The sequence below is a fragment of the Pricia antarctica genome (genome assembly GCF_900101815.1).
Taxonomy (GTDB): domain Bacteria; phylum Bacteroidota; class Bacteroidia; order Flavobacteriales; family Flavobacteriaceae; genus Pricia; species Pricia antarctica.
Map to the genome: position 1 here is coordinate 247807 of NZ_FNAO01000001.1, position 18840 is coordinate 266646.

General features: G+C 45.4%; 15 protein-coding genes. 9 read left to right on the top strand and 6 right to left on the bottom strand.

Annotated elements, in window-relative coordinates:
- Positions 1-104: 104 nt before the first annotated feature.
- From BLT07_RS01030 to BLT07_RS01045, 4 genes are all read left to right on the top strand, one after another.
- The gene (locus BLT07_RS01030) at positions 105-2738 is read left to right on the top strand and encodes an MGH1-like glycoside hydrolase domain-containing protein (protein ID WP_091864843.1); all 2634 of its coding nucleotides are present in this window, start codon (positions 105-107) and stop codon (positions 2736-2738) included.
- A gap of 38 nt (positions 2739-2776) precedes the next feature.
- Complete coding sequence (locus BLT07_RS01035) at positions 2777-3586, top strand: PIG-L deacetylase family protein (protein ID WP_091864845.1); 810 nt, start codon at positions 2777-2779, stop codon at positions 3584-3586.
- Positions 3587-3778: 192 nt separating this feature from the next.
- On the top strand, positions 3779-4735 hold the full coding sequence (locus tag BLT07_RS20855) for a uracil-DNA glycosylase family protein (protein WP_175455223.1): 957 nt from the start codon (positions 3779-3781) through the stop codon (positions 4733-4735).
- Between the two features lie 14 nt (positions 4736-4749).
- Entirely contained in the window at positions 4750-8118 is a 3369-nt protein-coding gene (locus tag BLT07_RS01045; protein WP_091864847.1) for a S41 family peptidase, read from the top strand.
- A gap of 93 nt (positions 8119-8211) precedes the next feature.
- Here the strand turns inward: BLT07_RS01045 and BLT07_RS01050 are convergent, their stop codons facing one another.
- Positions 8212-8874, bottom strand: a complete 663-nt coding sequence (locus BLT07_RS01050) for a metal-dependent transcriptional regulator (RefSeq protein WP_091864849.1) — start codon at positions 8872-8874, stop codon at positions 8212-8214.
- Between the two features lie 81 nt (positions 8875-8955).
- On the opposite strand from BLT07_RS01050, the gene BLT07_RS01055 reads away from it, so the two are divergent.
- Positions 8956-10098: a lycopene cyclase family protein gene (locus tag BLT07_RS01055; RefSeq protein WP_091864851.1), complete on the top strand. Its 1143-nt coding sequence runs from the start codon at positions 8956-8958 to the stop codon at positions 10096-10098.
- 279 nt (positions 10099-10377) lie between these two features.
- On the opposite strand, the gene rpmA is transcribed toward BLT07_RS01055, so the two are convergent.
- The 3 genes from rpmA to BLT07_RS01070 all read right to left on the bottom strand — a co-directional run bounded on the left by rpmA (position 10378) and on the right by BLT07_RS01070 (position 12045).
- A complete protein-coding gene (rpmA, locus tag BLT07_RS01060) occupies positions 10378-10638 on the bottom strand; it encodes a 50S ribosomal protein L27 (RefSeq protein ID WP_091864853.1) in 261 nt (86 codons plus the stop codon).
- Positions 10639-10694: 56 nt separating this feature from the next.
- Positions 10695-11495 carry a 50S ribosomal protein L21 gene (gene rplU / locus BLT07_RS01065; RefSeq protein ID WP_091864855.1) on the bottom strand — a complete coding sequence of 267 codons (801 nt, stop codon included), beginning with the start codon at positions 11493-11495 and terminating at the stop codon, positions 10695-10697.
- A gap of 94 nt (positions 11496-11589) precedes the next feature.
- A complete protein-coding gene (locus BLT07_RS01070; RefSeq protein WP_091864857.1) occupies positions 11590-12045 on the bottom strand; it encodes a DUF4199 domain-containing protein in 456 nt (151 codons plus the stop codon).
- Between the two features lie 381 nt (positions 12046-12426).
- On the opposite strand from BLT07_RS01070, the gene BLT07_RS01075 reads away from it, so the two are divergent.
- The 4 genes from BLT07_RS01075 (at position 12427) to BLT07_RS01085 (ending at position 17472) form a co-directional block, all read left to right on the top strand.
- Positions 12427-13707, top strand: a complete 1281-nt coding sequence (locus BLT07_RS01075) for a serine hydrolase domain-containing protein (RefSeq protein ID WP_091864859.1) — start codon at positions 12427-12429, stop codon at positions 13705-13707.
- A 34-nt stretch (positions 13708-13741) separates the two neighbouring features.
- Positions 13742-15670: a CocE/NonD family hydrolase gene (locus BLT07_RS01080; RefSeq protein ID WP_091864861.1), complete on the top strand. Its 1929-nt coding sequence runs from the start codon at positions 13742-13744 to the stop codon at positions 15668-15670.
- A 66-nt stretch (positions 15671-15736) separates the two neighbouring features.
- The gene (locus BLT07_RS20860; RefSeq protein WP_175455224.1) at positions 15737-15913 is read left to right on the top strand and encodes a hypothetical protein; all 177 of its coding nucleotides are present in this window, start codon (positions 15737-15739) and stop codon (positions 15911-15913) included.
- 233 nt (positions 15914-16146) lie between these two features.
- A complete protein-coding gene (locus BLT07_RS01085; RefSeq protein ID WP_091864863.1) occupies positions 16147-17472 on the top strand; it encodes a thioredoxin-like domain-containing protein in 1326 nt (441 codons plus the stop codon).
- A gap of 228 nt (positions 17473-17700) precedes the next feature.
- On the opposite strand, the gene BLT07_RS01090 is transcribed toward BLT07_RS01085, so the two are convergent.
- Both BLT07_RS01090 and BLT07_RS01095 read right to left on the bottom strand, forming a co-directional pair.
- Positions 17701-18360, bottom strand: coding sequence for an aspartate kinase (locus tag BLT07_RS01090; protein WP_091864865.1), 660 nt, complete (start codon positions 18358-18360; stop codon positions 17701-17703).
- 70 nt (positions 18361-18430) lie between these two features.
- Positions 18431-18793 carry a YraN family protein gene (locus BLT07_RS01095; RefSeq protein ID WP_091865576.1) on the bottom strand — a complete coding sequence of 121 codons (363 nt, stop codon included), beginning with the start codon at positions 18791-18793 and terminating at the stop codon, positions 18431-18433.
- Between the last annotated feature and the right edge of the window lie 47 nt (positions 18794-18840).

Below are 18840 nucleotides of genomic sequence, written 5' to 3' on the forward strand. Positions count from 1 at the left end.
CTTGGGTCAGACGTTTTAAATGAGATTTTTGATGCTATCAAAATTAAGGTGCGACACCGGTCTAAAATTTTATATCTTCATCGTTAATCATGTAGACCATTTTTATGTCCGAGAACACTAAAGAACAGCAAAGACTTGACGAACACTATTCTAAAAAGAAAGATTGGCTCAAATGGGGACCTTACCTCAGCGAACGCCAATGGGGAACCGTGCGGGAAGATTATAGTCCGAACGGCGATGCCTGGGCCTATTTTCCTCACGATCAGTCCCGTAGCCGTACTTACCGTTGGGGCGAGGACGGCTTGGCGGGAATTTCGGACCGCTATTGTAACCTCTGTTTCTCGGTCGCCCTTTGGAACGGGAAAGATCCCATTTTAAAGGAACGGTTGTTTGGCCTTACCGGCCCCCAAGGTAACCATGGCGAAGATGTAAAAGAGCTGTATTACTATCTTGAAAATACACCTTCCCACAGCTATATGAAACAGTTGTACAAATATCCCCAGAACGAATTTCCGTATGAACAACTGTTGGAGAATAACCAAAAACGCAGCAAAGAGGATACGGAATACGAACTTTTGGATACCGGCATTTTCGATAACAACGCGTATTTTGATGTCTACACTGAATATGCCAAAGCCGATGGGGAAGACATCCTCATAAAAATATCAATAAGCAACCGCGCTCCGAATGCCGCTCCCGTTGCCTTGCTTCCCACCCTTTGGATACGTAACTTTTGGAGCTTTACCGGTATGCCCGAGAAACCAGTAATCAAAAAGCAAGGCGAAAAAGAATCGCCCCATGTTTCGGTGGATCACGCTTATGTCGGCAAATACAACCTGTATTTCGATACCCCGAACAGGTTGCTTTTTACGCAGAACGAGACCAATATGGAACGGGTCTTCGATGGCACCAACGACCATCCCTTTAAAAAAGATCTTTTTAACGAGGCCGTTGTTAACGGAGATTATTCCCTTGCGGAAAAAAACACCGAAGGTACCAAGTTCGCGCCCCTATACGAACTGAATATCGAAGCGGGCGAAACCAAGACCATCCGATTACGGCTTACCCCGGAAACTTTGGGTTCCCCCTTTGATCAAAGTTTCGATTCCGTTTTTTCGGAAAGGATGAAGGAATCCCGCTCGTTTTTAGAGTCGCTAACGGAAAACTCCTCCGAAGAACAACGTGAAATCCAAAAACAGGCCTTTGCCGGATTGCTGTGGACGAAGCAGTACTACAATTACGATGTGGAGCAATGGTTAAAGGGCGATCCGAATACTTCACCGCCGCAGGAACGCCTTCACGGCAGGAACAGCAACTGGACAACCCTACGCAACCACGACATACTCTCCATGCCCGATGCTTGGGAATACCCTTGGTTCGCGGCGTGGGACAGTGCCTTTCACTGCGTTACCTTCTCTATGGTGGACCATCAGTTCGCTAAAAAACAACTGTTGCTGTTCACAAAGGAGTGGTACATGGCCGCCAACGGGCAGATACCCGCCTATGAATGGAATTTCAGTGATGTCAACCCGCCTGTACAGGCCTGGGCAGCCCTACAGATCTATCAGATGGAACAGCGCAAAACGGGCAAGGGCGATATCAAATTCCTGAAGCGTATGTTCAACAAGCTGGCCCTGAACTTTACCTGGTGGGTCAATCGTGAGGACAGCCTCAACAACAACGTCTTCGAAGGCGGCTTTTTGGGCCTCGATAACATCGGGGTATTTGATCGTAGCAACGGTATACCCGGTGGCGGTATTCTAGAACAGGTAGACGGCACTTCGTGGATGGCGCTCTACTGCCTCAATATGCTGGAAATAGCCTTGGAAATCTCTATGGACGACGATACTTTCGAAGATATGTGCCTAAAATATTTCGGGCATTTTGTCTTTATCGCCGAGGCCCTGAACAAAATTAGTGAGGACTCGTCGAGTTCATGGGACGAGCAAGAAGGATTCTTTTATGACAAGTTGATCCTTCCCAATGGGCAATCGCAGCTCATCAAGGTACGCTCCATTTCAGGCCTATTGTCGATGACCGGCGTCCTCAACATCAGAAAGGAACATTTGAGCAAACTGCCGCGCTTTAAGTCGAGTATGGAATGGTATCGAAGGTATCGTATGGACACCCAAAAATATCAGGTCATGGAAGAATATGCTACCGACAAGGATGTGCTTTTGTCACTGGTGCCCCTCGAACGCATGAAAATATTGCTTCAAAGCCTCTTGAACGAAACTGAATTTTTGGGCGACCACGGCATCCGATCCCTATCAAAGGCGCATGAAAATCCGTATAACATCGAAATCGACGGTATCTCCTATTGTATCGAATACGAACCTGCCGAATCGACGACCGATATGTTCGGGGGCAACTCTAACTGGCGCGGCCCGATATGGTTTCCAATGAACTATCTGTTCATTAGCACCCTCAAGGAATACCATAACTATTTCGGGGATGAGGTAAAATTCTCGTACCCGTCTGGCAGTGACAATCAATTGAACCTAAAGGAAATCGCTTTCGAGATCAGCAAACGGCTTATCGGTATTTTTAAGGTGGATGAAAATGGACACCGCCCCGTCAACGCACTATACAGAGAGCAATATACCGACGAACATTTTAAGGAACTTATCTTGTTCTACGAGTATTTCGACGGCAACAACGGCCGCGGCGTCGGGGCGTCACACCAGACCGGATGGACAGCGCTAGTGGCGAATCTGATCGAGGAGATCAATCGGTAATCCGGTACGTTACTACCAATTAACCAAATTATCTCTATATGAAAAAATCGCAATCAATTGTTTGGTCGGGCATTATATTTTTGTTGGTCGTTCTCCAAGTGAATCATGCTATAGGCCAAGAATCTGGATCTAATCGCGTGCTTATGGCAATTTTTGCGCATCCAGACGATGAAATGACCGTGGCGCCGATACTCTCGAAATATGCCAAGGTTGGTGTAAAGGTGTATCTCGTCATCTGCACCGATGGCAGATATGGTACCAATGACTTCACGGATCACGAGGCCGGCGAAGGTTTGGTAGCCATTCGCAACGAAGAGATGAGGTGTGCAGCAGAAAAGCTTGGTGTAGAACTGATTCATTTAAAGTATCATGATCAACTCAAAGCAAGCGAAGGTTATGATGGCCATGTGCCCCATGCTAGAAAATTAATCATTGATCTTGAAGACATCATATCCGAAAAAAAACCCGACGTCATTATCACATGGGGACCGGATGGCGGCAGCACCCATATGGATCATCGATTGGTGGGCGCTTCTGTGACCCAAGTGTTTATCAGTAAAATTTGGGACAAAGCCAAAAAACTGTATTATGTAGGTACACCGTCCAATTTAATCGAAGAAATAGAACAAAAGAAACTGGCCGGAATCGATTCCACCTATTTGAAGACCCGAATTGAATATTCCGAAGAAGATGCCAAAAAAGCCATGGAATCACTTGAATGCCATGTCAGTCAGGTTTCGCCCGCAATAGTAACGTGGAGGGAAGAATTGAGCAAAAAACAGAAGAATACTATATATTTCAGAGAATTTGTCGGGCCTACCGAATTTAAAACTGAGCTTTTTGATTGAGGAGTTTCGTTTGGTTCCGAAGTGGTAGATTTGAAATCGTACAAATCGATACCAAATACACAGAAAAGACGACCAAGTATGAATTCAGGATGATTTCCTTAAACGAATTGGACTACATTGCGACATCCCTGCAGGGAACCTAATTCTCTGCAACCTCAAATTTCCCCCGACAGTATTCCAAACATTGGTTATATGTCGTTCGCATTAGAAAAACTCGTAAATAAGGCCCACGCCGATAAGTCCTTCAAAACTTTGGGCGAAATGTCGCTAGATAGTCTTAATGGCGTATCCGAAAAAGATGCCGACCTTTTGAAGGAGGCCTTCGGTATAGCGGCCATTTCAGATATGGGATCGAACCCGTTCTTTCTTGCCGCACAAAGTATCTATCGCGCCAGTTTGGAAAATGAATACGATCCAGGTCCCCCGCCCTTCTGGGGCCAAAAATTTTCCAGCCTTTCCGACGATTATTTTTTAAACCATCCCTCCGACCGGTTTCGAACGGCATTTGGAGGCGTTCTATATCGGGGAAGATTGGACGATACCGCCAGAGTATTGGTCATAGGCCAAGACCCCTCAACTGACGAGGCCATTGCCAGAAGGGCATTCGTGGGATCGGCGGGACAACGGCTACAGAAGTTTCTCAACAAAGTGGGCATTACCCGTTCCTATACCATCATGAATACCTTTGCCTATAGTATCAAAGGCCAGTTCGACTCCGAAATGAGAGGTATTTCGCTTGAAGCGCCCCTAAAGAACTTTAGGGATGGCCTTATGGACACCATCCTCGAAAGAAATCCCATTCAAGCCGTCTTAAGCTTCGGGGCCGGTGCGAGACATGCCGTGGAGCACTGGGATAATGACAATAATATCAAGGTTTTCCATCTTGTCCATCCAACCGCACCCGAAAGCACGACGCATCCCAACTGGAACGACCAACTTGCCGAAATCGCGGATTTTATTGAACCGGATGACGCCACTATGGGCGACCTCACCCCATATTCCGGTAGATGGAACAAGGCGGTGCATATGACCGATATCCCAAGATACGATTTGCCCTATGGCACCCCCTCCTGGCATGGTACGAATGGTACCAATAGTCGTAGAGATCCTGCCGATAGGATCAAAAACATCATCTGGGAATCCGTATAAATTTCAAATACATTATGCCCAACAATACCATACACGCCAATTTCGGACTGAAATATGCCTTGGAGGGCAGAATCGTTACCATGGACCAGGCGGCCACTGTGATCAACAGGGGCCGCATTTTCGTGGAAAACGGGGTTATCACCGCCATACGCCCCAAAAGCGAAGGCTATGCCGACGGGTTCACAAAATCGGATGTCATCAAATCGGGCGGTACCCTGTATCCGGGAATGATAGAACTGCATAATCACCTCCCTTATAACATATTACCGTACTGGGTCGCGGACAAACAATACCGCAATCGTGCGCAATGGGCCGGTATCAAAGGATATCGAATAAATGTCACCGGGCCCATGCAAACGCTAGGGAAATCGCCCGGTTTCCCGGAGGCGATCGTACGTTATGTGGAGTGCAAATCGATGATTGGCGGCGTAACCACCTCACAGGGACTGACCTTGGCCAATTCCACCTTAACTAAAAAAGTGTTCCACGGACTGATTCGAAATGTCGAGGAAACCAATGAAGATGTGCTGCCGGAAGCCCTTACCAGAATTGCGGACGTGGAGCAAGGAGGCGCCCAGGCGTTTTTAACCTCTTTATCGGATACCAAGACCAGACTACTGCACCTGTCGGAAGGCGTCGACGAAAAAGCGAGATCGTATTTTACCAATTTACAGATCAACGATACGGAGTGGGCAATCACCGACAAACTCAATGGCATCCACTGCACGGGCCTACAACCGGAAGATTACAAGGTACTCGGTGACCGACAAGGTTCCATGACTTGGTCGCCCATGAGCAATCTAGTGCTCTATGGCGGCACTTCGGATGTCAAGGCGGCAAAGGAGAACAAGGTGTTGATCGCGCTGGGCTCCGATTGGTCCCCAAGCGGTAGCAAAAACCTGCTCGAAGAACTAAAAGTAGCTTATCTCGTAAGCAAAAACCATGAAGCCGGACCTATATTTACTGATGAAGAACTGGTACAGATGGTAACCAGTAATCCCGCCAAGATCTTGGGCTGGGAAAATGTCCTAGGCTCATTGCAAGTGGGCATGAAGGCCGATATGCTCATCGTCAGGGGCTATCAGGGCAATCCCTATAAAAAATTGATAAACGCGACCGAGAAGCATCTTTTAGGCGTCTTTATAAACGGTGTTCCGAGATGCGTCCAAAAGCGAATCCTGAACAGGTTCGACTTCGACACCCCCGATATCGAAAAGTTCAAGATTGAAAACGTCACCCGATATATCTACTTGAAGGAATCCGACCCCGAAAATATTTTGGACGGTATCTCCCTAAAAGCCTCCCAGAACAAAATTGCGTCGGGATTGCAAAATCTTAATCATTTGGCGAATCAATTGGAAAATGCCAATGGCAATCCTTTATTGTCAGCACACGACAATCCCTTACAAACCAAATGGATACTGGTACCGGACATGCATGTCGACGCCGATGGCAACGTACTGGAGGAAAGTCATTTGGAATGGGGTGCGGGAATTCCTTTCAGCGAACTGGCCGAACCTTTACCGCTTGATAAATTGACCGTAATCGAAGACGACGAGCATTTCCGAAGAATGTCGTACCATCCCCTACCCGCTTACGTTCGCAAAGGCCTTCCCGGGTTCTACGGTAGGCCGTCGCTTTCGCTGTCCAACAGCGAATACACATTGGAAGGCCTAAAAACGATTCCGTTAGAAGAACCCCTTGCTTTGGTGACCTTCCTTAAATCATCGAGCCATCTTTCCTATAGCGAAAAACTGTGTATTTTGCAGCAAGCAAAAATTGTTCTCGGCGAAGTATACGTGCACCAGATACTGAAACAAACGATGTACGCCGTAAATCCGCTACATCGCATCGATTTGATGATCAGAAACATGAACTACGCGACAAGAATAGATCCCGATGCCGTGGCGGATGACGACACCTTCCATAACGAACTGTTGGACATTTTCAGTTCCCTTCGCGATCTGCATACCAAATACATATTGCCGCGCCCGTTTCGGAACCGGTTCGCATTTCTGCCCTTCCTGATCGAGGAATACTATCCTACACAGGAGGATACGGAGCCCAAATACATCATCACCACCTATTTTGAAAATATCTTGGCCAACAAAACGGCCTATAAAAAGGGTGTGGAAGTTTTGTACTGGAACAACATTCCCATTAAAAAGGCCATTGCGCTCAATTCAAAAAATCAGTCGGGCAGCAACAACGAGGCTCAAATGGCCCGAGGGCTCGACACCCTTACGATCCGTTCGCTGGGCACTACAAGGCCGCCCGATAGCCACAGGGTGCGATTGGATTGCTATGATCCGAGCACCGGAAAACCTCTGGAAATGGATTTTGAGTGGCTAGTATCACACCATCCTCCGCATTTTGAACTAGACAAACAAGATACGAACGCTACGCGAATGTCCTATGGTTTTGACTACGACACTTTATCGGTCAACGGTTTAAAGGCCACACTTTATGGCGGCGTATCTCGAAAGGGAAAGCCGCCCAAGAAAAGCCTTTGGATCAGACCGACGCATTATCCCGACCTAATGAAAGGAACGGTGAAAAATACGGATAGCGAACAGGCTTTTGCCTACATCCGTATCTATAGTTTTGCCGCATCGAACGCCGAAAACTTTGTAGCCGATTTCAGGGAAATACTACAGCAACTGCAAAAGGAACATCTCAGCGGGCTTATTTTAGATATCCGCGGCAACGGCGGCGGACTCATAACGGCAAGCGAGCTGTTGCTGGCCCATTTGACCGGGAACCAAATAGCACTACAAAGGGCGCAGTTCATCAATTCGGCACTTACACTGAGGCTCTGCGAAAAATATACCAAGGGCAACGCTGTTATCGACCTCTCCGATTGGACTCGTTCTATTGACCTATCACGGGTTACTGGAGACCGTTATTCGCGTAGCTATCCGATCACAAGAATCGAGAACATTCACAACCTTCAAAGTATATTTGCAAAACCAAAGGTACTCATTACCGATGCCCTCTGCTACAGTGCCTCAGATATGTTCGCGGCAGGTTTTCAAGATCACGCGCTAGGCAAAATCATCGGTACCCATGCCAATACGGGAGCGGGAGGCGCCAATGTGTGGAGCCATGAAATTTTAAGGAATTTATTCGATGAAGCGAAAACCGATACCAATCCGCTAAAACCCATGCCCAAAGGTGCCGATTTGACCGTTGCGGTGCGACGGATATTACGCAAAAGCGACGAGCCGATCGAAGATTTAGGTATTGTTCCAGACGTACTACACAAAATATCTAAAAACGACCTGCTGTTCGGAAATATTGACTTGATTCGTAGGGCTATGGCGATTCTTCTTCCGGAAACGCAGGTTGACTTAGGTAAGAGTAGGAAGGTATTAGTCGATTAAAGATCCAGGAAAAAGAGCAGTGAGCAGTGAGTATTTAGCCGTGAGTATTGAGTATTGAAAAATTCTTTATCACAATACTTTAAAAGTCAATAATTAATTATCCTCCACAAAATCAAGATAAATGTTCGAGGCCATCTGCTCCGATATCCGTATTTCACGGGTATCGATCTGTATGCCAAGCGAGCCGTCGAATTCTTCTTTGTCCAATATTCGAATCGAGTTGCCTATGCCTATCCGGTTTTTCTCTAAAAATTTGAGAAATGCGGGGGAGGAATCCTTGACCGCTGTGCAGATTCCAGATGCTCCCACGGGCAAATCGCTTAATAGTTTTTTTATCGCATTTTTAAACCTACCCTCTTTCGAAGGTATAGGTTCACCGGAAGGTGCTAGTTGCGGAAAACCTAAATGACCCTCCAATTTATCGATGAGTTCCAGGCTTTTTATATGTTTCAAGTGTTCCGCGATTCTGGGTGCCGCATCCAAAGAAAAATTCAGTTTCTGCACCAAAAAAACTTCCCATAAGTGCTGTTTTCGGATGATGGATAGCGCAAAGGACCGGCCCTTTTCCGTAAGCCTGACCCCCTTGTACATTCTATGGTCGACCCAATCTTTTTTAGCCAACTTTTTGACCATATCGGTCACCGAAGCGGGTTTGGTAGCCATCCGTTCGGCTATGGCGTTTGTGGACACTGTGCGGTTATCCCCCTTGTCCAAATAATAAATGGCCTTTAAATAATCTTCTTCCGCAGGTGTCACGTCGCAAAGTTTTACTTTTGTAAAAGTATTGGTTTTTAAGCAATCCTATTTTGAAATCTACTCTGTACCGATCTGAACTCCATGACACATTACGACTATATTATTATCGGTGCAGGTGCTTCGGGCCTGATGTTGGCCGATGCCCTTGGAAAGGATACTTTTTTTTCCGATACATCCATTTTGTTGTTAGACAAGGCCGCCAAAAGCGATAACGATCGTACCTGGTGTTTTTGGGAAAAAGGCGCGGGCCAATTTGATGCCATCGTTTCGAACAATTGGCATCACATCTATTTCGGCGGACAGGAGGTTTCAAAAAAGTTCGATATCCATCCGTATTCCTATAAAATGATCCGGGGTATTGATTTTTATGAGGAATATCTAATGCGGCTGAATAGCTATCCGAACATCACTTTCCATCAAGAAAGCGTTACACAGGTTGAAGATTACGGAAATCGGGTGCTTGTTACTTCGGATAAAACCCAATATAGTGCCCTGAAGGTATTCAACAGCATCTTCGACTATAAAATGGCCACAAATCAGGAAAAATATCCCGTTTTACAGCAGCATTTTTTAGGATGGACCTTAAAAACGAAATCTCCCGTTTTCAATGCCGACCAAGCCACGTATATGGATTTTTCTATCCCACAGAAAGGCAACACCCGTTTTATGTACGTACTGCCGTTCTCAGAAACGGAAGCATTGGTGGAGTACACGCTGTTCTCCAAAAATCTGCTTCCTAAAAAGGAATATGAAAAAGCCATCAGCGATTATTTAAAAAACGACCTCAACTGCGCTGAATTTGAGATTGTGGATACCGAAAAGGGCAGCATCCCCATGACCTGTTACGATTTCCGCGAGCATCATACCAAGAACATCCGCTACATCGGCACTGCTGGCGGATGGGCTAAGCCCAGCACCGGCTATACCTTCAAGAGCAGCTCGAAAAAAGTGCCCCAGCTTGTGGAATATCTCAAAACCGGCAAACCTTTAAATCAATTGAGTTTCAAAAACAAATTTTGGTTTTATGATTTATTGTTTCTGGATGTGCTTGCCAAAGACAATGGCAAAGGCCACCATATTTTCGAAACCCTGTTCAAGAATCGTAATCCACAATTGATATTCAAGTTTTTGGATGAGGAGACTTCGTTCGGAGAGGATGTAAACTATATTTTGGGATGCCCGAAACTACCTTTTGTCAAGGCCTTGCTAGGGCGGATTTATTAGGGAATCAAATAAGAACTGAACCGCTTTATCGACACGGAAAACACAAGGCTAAAAAATTCTACAAAATCGACAAAGCCCACTACGGAGCACCGAAAGGTCAATCGTATGATTGCCGAGGGCGAGGAAGACATCAATCCCGGGAGATTGGGTAGTAGGGAGAAAGCAAAAGAATTGATAAAAATTTCGAGCCCATGACGATGCAAGAAAAACAGACGAATTCTAACAATCAATCAAAATAAAATCCTCAAAAGCGAATTTAAACAGCAATAAGGTAAAAGCCTAAGCCTCGAAAGGCTCAATGGAAACATAAGACTTTCCACCTACTTTCTTTTCAAATTTCACGAGTCCGTCTACACGCGCATGCAACGTATGATCTTTTCCTAAATATACATTTTGGCCGGGATTGTGCTTTGTGCCCCGTTGTCTTACGATGATGTTGCCGGCGGTAGCGGCCTGCCCACCAAAAATCTTAACACCTAAGCGTTTCGATTCCGATTCCCTACCGTTTTTAGAGCTACCTACTCCTTTTTTATGAGCCATGGCTTGAAAAATTATTTGTTAATTATTGATTATTCTCGAAGTTCCGATAGTATCGATTACTTTTTCTTAAGCAATTCTCTGGCCTGCTTCACCCATTCTTCGGATTCTATTTTTTCGCGGGTAATACCATCCAGTGCAGAAAGTTCATCCCTATCGGCAGCCTTCAGTTTACTGATCTGTTCGTAAGTATAAACGCCCACTTCGTTCAATCTTTCCTCGTAGGCCGGTCCGATGCCGTTGATTTCCTTCAAGTCATCCGCATCTGCCTTTGTGGAAGTACCGATACTGTGAAGCAGCTTGTCCACATCTATCTCAATATGTGAATCTTCTGCCCTATGCTCTGCGCGTGAAATCAAATTCTCGCTGACCTCGTCCTTATCGGGTTTCGCCTTGGTCTCGCTTTTTGTTGAAGCTTCCTTTTGTGGGGTAGCTTTTTCAGCTTTTGCTTTAGGGGCGGCCGCGTTTTCTGCAGGTGCCGATTTTTCCTTGGCGTCTTTCTTAGCTACGGGTTTGGCTTCTTCCTTCTTCTCCGCTTTTTTAGCACCTTTGGTAACGATACTCTCGATTACGATTTCGGTCAACGATTGACGGTGTCCGTTTTTCTTTTGGTATCCTTTACGTCTTTTCTTCTTAAAGACGATAACCTTGTCACCTTTTAGGTGTCGAATGACTTTGGCCTCAACCGAGGCTCCGTCTATAGCCGGGGCGCCAATAGTGATGTCCGTTCCGTCGCCCAAAAGAAGTACGTTACCAAAAGTTACCTTTTTGCCTTCTTCGGTCTGTAAACGGTGCACATACACTTTTTGGTCTTTCGCAACTTTAAATTGCTGCCCTGCCATCTCTACGATTGCATACATAATGTGTGTATTTGTTTGATTTACCACCTATTTTTTCAATAAGCGGATGCAAATATAGTGCTAATTCACTAATGCACAAACGGTATTTCTAATTTTAAGCAGTTTTTTTCTTGGAACTTCGAGGTGTTTTGAAGAGTTGCATAAAAGAAAGGGTTAGGACTAACGTGGTGGCAAAACCCATAATGGCCACTGTGAAGAAAACGATGGCTTCGAAATCCTTAAAACTTTTGAACCAGGTATCGGCAAGCTGACGTAAAAATTCCGGATTGATTTCTGTGGAGTATACAGCAAAAAAAAGAGTAAATAGTATGGTGGCGATAAACCCGGTGACAATTCCCGCAGTGAAGCCCTTGCCATAATTAAAAGCATGCTTTTCGCTCAATCTAAAATACTTGATGGCCTCATAGATACCGAAGCCCGTAATGACTCCGTTGAAAAGGCTGAAAAAGACATTCGTATGCAGGTCGAAAAGCGCCAGAACCAAAAAATACGCGATCAACGAACCGCTTGTAGCTACTCCGAACCGAATGGGCAATGCAAACTCTTTCATAGTTGTTCAATTTTTCAAGTAAGATATTCAAATTAATCAAAATTAAGAAACAATTGCATAAAATTCTTGTTAAACCCATCCCGAATATCTTGACCAGCCAACCCAATTGTCTGGTCAGAGGCCTTAGCAAATAGGGTGCCGATCCTAGAGTTGTCAAGGCAAACTTTGTATTGGCCCATGTAATATTTTTAGGATTTTAATAATTAGCATTGACCAAAGACCAATGTCTACCCGAGGGCAAGGCGGAAGTGGTAGATTTTCTGCATCATGCTATGTGAAGCGATTGTTTTGAGCCGCCTAGCAGGCCCATTTATGAAAGCGTTAAATATAAAGGCATTAATTGGGATAATTTCCTAAATTGGACCATCTAAAACACCTGGAATGAAAATCAAAGCGCTTTGCCTTTCCGTAGGCTTTATTCTTTTTCTTACAATCGCCTGTAAAGAAGCCAAACCCGAACCTAAATCTGAAGTAATCCCGAAAATGTTGGTAACCGACAATGTCAAGTCCGCTTTAGACTCCACATTGCAGGCGTTCGTTGATTCTGGGAATATTGCCGGAGTTTCCGCCCTTATCTTCGAAAAAGACAAAGAAGTCTATTTCAATGCCTTCGGGTATGCCGACCGTGAAGCAAAAAAGCCGATGGATAGAAATACTATCGTACAGATGTATTCCATGACCAAACCGATTACGGGTACGGCTTTGATGAGCTTATACGAGAAAGGAAAGTTCGACCTAGACGACCCGGTATCAAAATACGCTCCTGAATTTGCCCAAATCAAAGTTTATGGGGGAGAAGACGCCTCGGGAAAACCGATTCTCGAAGAGCCGAAACGCCCCATGACAATTCGCGACCTTACCCGCCATACGGCCGGTTTTGGAATTACGGGCGAATCTGGACTTGGAAAACTGGTAGAAGATGCCGATGCCCTGAATCGCGAAAATACCTTGGGGCAGATGGCCGAAAAAATAAGCAAGGTTCCTTTGGCATTTAGCCCCGGGGAACAATGGCTGTACGGCCCTTCCGTTGATGTACAGGCCTTTTTGGTAGAAAGGATTTCGGGGCAGCCTTATGGGGAATATGTGCGTGAACATGTACTAGACCCCTTGAACATGAACGAGACCGGCTATTTCATTCCCGAGAAAAATCGCGACCGCTTCGCTGCACTGTACCGGAGAACAGGCGAAGGCATCTTGGAAAGGGACACCGTCACCTACAGCAACTATACTGAAAAATGGCCGATGACCCGAGGCGGATCGGGTCTCTCCTCGACCCTCGACGATTACATGCGCTTTGCCCGTATGTTGGTCAACGAAGGAACATTGGATTCCGTGACCGTGCTAAAACCGGAAACCGTAAAATTGATGGCCACCAACCAATTGGCCGACAGTGTTACAGAACGTCATTTTTTACCGAGCAAAGGACAGGTCGGTTTTGGTATCGACTTTGCAGTTCGGGTCGCGCCCCCGGTCGATGACGACGAAAACAAAGGTGTGGTAGGCGAGTTTTTCTGGGATGGGGCGGCCAGCACCCTGTTTTGGGTAGATCCGGTGAACGACTTGACCGCGGTGTTGTTCGTGCAATTGTTTCCCTATGACCAGATCGGGCTACACAAAGCATTTCGGGACGCTATTTATGGGCCGTATTCCAAAGATAAATGAGTATCTTTACTTTTGAATTAATCCTCAAGATAGAATGCTGAAAATCAAACTTCCCCTTTGTATACTGCTGTTGCTTTTGTTTGCGACTTCCCATGCCCAAAATGCCGATTCACTGCTGTTGAAGCAAAACTACGACCTGAAGGAATATCGCATCCCCATGCGCGACGGGGCCGAACTCTTTACGGTTGTCTATACGCCCAAGAATACCTCAAAAAAGTATCCCATTCTGATGAACCGCACCTGCTACAATGCCTCCAACAACACCGATTACCAGTACAGCGGATATCCTTCCAAATATTTGGTGGAAGACGGTTATATTTTGGTCTTTCAGGATGTTCGGGGCCGCTATATGTCCGACGGCACCTTCGATAATATGCGGCCGAACATCCCCGGAAACAATCCGAAGAACAAAAAGGATATCGATGAAAGTTCGGATACCTACGATACGATAGAATGGATGGTCAAGAACATCAAGGGAAACAACGGCAAGGTAGGTATGTACGGCATATCGTATCCCGGACATTATACGGCCGCAGGTATGATCGATGCGCATCCAGCCCTCAAGGCATCTTCGCCACAGGCCCCGATTGCGGACTTTTTCTTTGACGATTTCCATCACCAGGGCGCCTATTTGGAAAGCTATACCGCGGCCTTCGCCGTCTTCGGCTATCAAAAGGACAGTTTGACCCGCGAACCTTGGTATACCGATAAGTTGATGCGGTTTTATGAGAATCCCGCCCCCGATGCTTATGATTTCTTCCTCCGGATGGGCCCGCTTAAGAACATCACCGAAAAATTTCATAACGATAATTTCTTTTGGAAGCAGATTACCGAACACCCAAACTATGACGAATTCTGGCAGAAAAGAAACATCCTGCCCCACTTGAAAAATATAACCCCGGCCGTAATGACCGTAGGCGGATGGTTCGATGCCGAAGACCTCTACGGCCCGTTGAACATTTACAAGACCGTGGAAGCTACCAGTCCAAAAGCTACCAATACCATCGTAATGGGCCCGTTTGATCATGGGGGCTGGGCACGGGAAAAAGGAAAGACCGTGCACAACAACATTTATTTCGGAGATAGCATCGCTACGTTTTTCCAAAAGGAAATAGAGCGGAAATTCTTTGCCAAACACTTAAAGGACGAGGTCTCAGATCCTTTGCCCGAGGCCTACATGTTTGATACGGGTTCGAAGGAATGGAAAAAATTCGACCAATGGCCACCCGAAAACATCGAAGCGGTAAGTTTGGGCTTTGGCAAAAACGGCAAACTCAGCATTGATGGCCCCATAGACGAAACGGCGGAATTCGAATACACCAGCGATCCTAAAAAGCCCGTACCCTATACCTCACAGATCGAAGGCTTGACTTTTACGCCCCGCAGATACATGTCCGACGATCAGCGCCAAGCGTCCCGTCGGCCCGATGTGCTCACTTTTGAAACCGAACCGCTAGCCGCCGATAGAATGCTTGCCGGCGAGATTTTGGCCAAACTGAAGGTAGCTATCAGTACTACCGATGCCGATTTTATCGTAAAGCTGATTGATGTGTATCCGCCCGACCATGAAAATTACGAGCATAATCCCGATAATATTGTCATGGGCGATTACCAACAGCTGGTCCGTGCCGAAGTTTTCCGGGGGAGGTTCCGAAACAGTTTTGAAAAACCAGAGCCCTTTGTTCCCGGTAAGGCCGAAGACATAAACTTCCGTTTACAGGATATTCTGCATACCTTCAAAAAAGGACACCGCATCATGGTGCAGATCCACAGCACCTGGTTCCCGTATATCGACCGCAATCCACAAAAATATGTGGACAATATCTACGAGGCCAATGAAGAGGATTTTATAAAGTCCGAAATTACCGTGTTCGGGTCTTCGACCGTCGAAGTCGGGGGTACTCAGGATTGCTGTCAACCTGCTCCGTTTCAGATGAAAGAAAAAGAAACGATCAAGGATTAAAAAACTGAATTTACATCCTCTTATAATAGTCGATCTATCCCAAAAAAAAACCGATACTTTCTACAAGTGGATTACCTACGCAAAGGCTTCAGACTCATTTTAGAATTGAACGATAAAAAGCTAACGGCCAAAACGCTTTTCGATGCCGACCACGACGGGGAAATGGAAATATATGCACTTACCGCCCCAAAATACGAGCCAAAGGACCGTAATACCACAACGGATTCGTTTGCAATAGTATAAGATGAACCCTTAAACGACAAAATACAACTGAGTTAGAGCCTTTATGACGGTTTCTTTGAGCAGCATAGCCATAGCTACGGTGAGAAGAAAAGACAAAATATAGCACGTAAAATTTGAAAATTGTAGCTAAAAGAATACTTCGAGACCAGTTCAATAAAAACAAGTATGACATTTTCATTGGATAAAAGCGGTATTAAAAGTAATTTTGATACCGCTTTTAAATATCCCTTTACATGAAAAAGTTAGTAATTCTAGTCCTATTATTATCCGGCACCATCGGTACTGCACAGCACAGCATCTCCGGCACCTTTACGCCCGCCAAAGATTATAAGTGGCTGATTGCCTACCATCTCAAGTCGGGCAACCAAGCCTATACCGTCGATACCGCGATTAAAAACGGAGCGTTTACACTTAATTTCCCTGCAGAGGCAGAACCTGGTACCTATCGACTGGTCTATGCCGTACCCCAAGAAAAATTTTATTTTGACGTACTCTACAACGGAAAAGAAGATGTGCAAATAAACTTCGATTCCAAAACAGGAGTTTCGTTTACTTCATCGAAAGAAAACCGGATTTTCGATGCCTATTTCAAGGAAATCAATGCCGCAAAACAGGCGTTCATCGACTTTTACCAAGCGGGAAAAACCGATAAGGATGCTTTTGCAAAGCTCATCGATAGAATGGAAACAGCTCAAAACGCCTACGAAGATGAATCGGAAGGCCTCTTGGCACACCATTTTATAGCCGCCAACCGGTCTTACATTCCCTCCGAATATGAAACCAGTGAAACCTACTGGCAGCATAAAAAAGACCGCTATTTTGAACATCTTGATCTGAATGACCCAGTTTTACAGAGCTCGGCATTCTTGACGGACAAATTGAGCAACTATGTCTTTACCGCCGTATCGACAGAAAAAAGATCCAAGGCGGAGACCCAAAAAATCCTTCAGAAAAACATCGACAAAATAGCCTCCGAATTAAAGGGCACGGATGCCGCTTATCGCTTCCATATATACCATACCTTCTACACCAAAGCGACGGCAAACGGGTTTTACGCTACGGCCGACCATATTCTCGACACCTACCTAAAACCCTTAGCTGAAGAAACCGGTAACCAAAAAACCGTCGATGACATAGAAGTCCAAAACCGTTTACAAATAGGCGCCATACCCCCCGAAATCACCTGGAAGGACGGAAATACGACCAAAACCTTGAGCGAAATGGACGGAGCGGATTGCTACATCCTTATTTTTTGGAGTAGCACCTGCTCGCATTGCCTGCACGAGATACCTCCGTTGCATGAGAAGCTAAAACAATATCCCGATATAAAAGTTATCGCCGTTGGCCTCGAAGACGGCAAGGAGAATTGGGAGAAAGAATCGGCCAAACTTCCCGATTTCGAGCATGTACTGGCCCTTGATCATTGGGACAGCGAATACGCCAAAGTATACGACATCCACAAAACCCCTACCTTTTTTATTTTGGATGCGAACAAAAGGATCATTGCAAAACCGGAGAGTGATATTGAGGTCGTGAAGTTCTTGGAAGGAAATACATAGTGGTTAGTAGCCACGGTTGGGAGGTCTTTGGCAGCAAAGGACGTGGCTTACTTCGCAGAGAATCACAGAGAAAACTTAGGGATTTATAGAGAGAAATAAACACGTATTGCACTAGAGCGTTTGCCGGACGTCCCTTTTCACAAAATTGTTTTTGAGAACTTTTGAAAAGTAACTTTAGAGAAATATCACTTGATTTTCAAATTACTACATTTTCAAATTGAGAAATTGTCACAGTGTCTTCAAATCCTTAATCGTCTTGAACGCCACATCGACTTGGTCGTCGTCTACGAGAATGGTAAACTCATTGGTAGTCGAAATCACCTCATAAAGCACGATACCTTCCCAAGCCAATCGCTGAAAAATAAAATAGTAAATACCCGGTACAGAAACGTTTTCCGCGGGTAATTTCACGGTAATCGAAGAAAGGTTTTCTGCCTTTTGGGTACACCGCTCCTTTTCGAAAAGCGACTCGACCGTGGCATCAAGACTATTACTGACCACGATATTCAATTCGTTCACCCCACGGGAAGAGGTATAGAACACCTCCTTGTTCTTGTTGACTTCATCCAACAGTTGAGCTTGGTTATCCAACACGGTTTCGGACACCAAAAAAGTAAAATCCGTTAAGGAAGATCGGACGGTAATTTCACCTATATTCTTTAATATCTTGATAATCTTGTGGGTGGCCCGGAACTCCAAATCGTCTGATAATCTTTTTAAGGCCATTACGATGGCCCCATTGCGGACTTCCTTCCCAAGTTCGTGCTCGATTTCAGGATTTATGATGCGTGACAGCGAAGTCAAGTTGATAATACCCTGGGCCAAAGCACTTTGCAAAAAAGGTTTCTTTTTAATGTATTGTTCGACAATAGAGGAAATGGTTTTCATTGAAAATCAGGTTGATTGACAAAAATAACAGATTGTTACAAATAAAACAACTTGTAGCGTTGAGAACCCCTCAAAAATGATAAAAAGCACTCTCCAAATGCTCAATTTCAAAGACGGACCTATTCTTCAAAATGGTAATGATATCGAAGCGCACCTCAACATCGCTAAGCTTTCGGGAGGTTACATAGTGGTTGGCGCCCTTGAGCAATAGCAGTATCTTTTTTTGGGTAATGGTAGCAGCAATGGGAATGATATGGTCGGTACTGCGCGCCCGCACCTCGACGATGGCAAGAATATCCCCTTTTTGGGCTATGATATCGATTTCGGACTTTAGATGGCGGTAGTTTTTATATTTGATGGTATATCCCTTTCCAATTAGAAAGTTGGTAGCTATCTCCTCCCCCTCCTTTCCGAATTCGTTGTGTTTTCCCATATTGCCCCCTGATTGTTCACGGCATTGTACCATCCACCGAAAAAATA